The sequence below is a fragment of the Brachyspira catarrhinii genome (genome assembly GCF_005518285.1).
Lineage (GTDB): Bacteria > Spirochaetota > Brachyspiria > Brachyspirales > Brachyspiraceae > Brachyspira > Brachyspira catarrhinii.
Genome location: NZ_SJDU01000638.1, coordinates 1 through 851 on the forward strand (window position 1 = coordinate 1; position 851 = coordinate 851).

Here is an 851-nt window from a genome sequence, read left to right on the forward strand (position 1 = left end):
AAGGACGGTTATATAAATATTATTATTTCTATAAATCGATACAAAAGTTAAATTGGCAAACGCAACGGCTATTAAACCGTATACGCTTGCCCTAAACAACTCTTTTTTAAAGGAGAACTTTTTGTTATCATTCATTTCATTTTTAATTATCTATAAGAAGTTATTTCCTGATAAGCTCTAACCGCTCTGTCCATTACGGCTTTTGTAAAACTTAAAGACAATTCGGCTTCGGCTATCGCGTTCATAACATCCGACACATCCACTTGGTCGGGTCTTATTCCCGCTTGAACTATTATGCTGTCTCTATCTACTTGTTTTTGATTAACCGATTCAATCGCTTCGCTCAACATAGTTCCAAAATTGCTTATTAAATCTCGGCTTGTGTCTCTTCCGATTTTTTGAGCGGGTCCATAATGTCTCGGGTCGGTTGTTTTCAATACAAAATTATAATTATCTCCAATGTTTCCAATATTATTCATAAAATTACCCCAAAAAATTAATATCTTAATACCTTATTATATTCAAAGCGCTTCCAAACATAGTTTTAGCCGATTGTATCATTGTGGAGTTGGCTTCGTAAGCTCTTGACGCTTCCATCATATCAACCATTTCCGTCACGGGATTTACATTTGGCATTTCCACATATCCCGCCTTCTCTCCATATTTAATTGCGTCTGGATGCGAAGGGTCGTAAACGAATCTTGTGGCGCTTTCCATATCTTTTTCTATACTAAAAACTCTCACGCCCGTTCCGACATTCGGCTGCAACGCGTCTGGCAAGAAAGGACTTTTATATTTATTGCCATCGTCTCTCGGTTTAAAAATAACTCTGCTTCTTCTAAAAGCTCCGC

At 37.3% G+C, this 851-nt stretch carries 2 protein-coding genes; both read right to left on the reverse strand.

The genetic code is table 11. From position 1 onward, the window contains the following. Positions 1 to 146: 146 nt before the first annotated feature. On the reverse strand, positions 147 to 479 hold the full coding sequence (gene fliE, locus EZH24_RS12785) for a flagellar hook-basal body complex protein FliE (protein ID WP_137999416.1): 333 nt from the start codon (positions 477 to 479) through the stop codon (positions 147 to 149). Between the two features lie 25 nt (positions 480 to 504). Continuing rightward, on the reverse strand, positions 505 to 851 hold a 347-nt coding region (locus EZH24_RS12790; protein ID WP_137999417.1), incomplete at its 5' end, for a flagellar basal body rod C-terminal domain-containing protein.

What these genes read in the sequence shown, in the direction of transcription:
- fliE (WP_137999416.1), bottom strand. Translation starts at nt 479, where the DNA reads ATGAATAATATTGGAAACATTGGAGATAATTATAATTTTGTATTGAAA.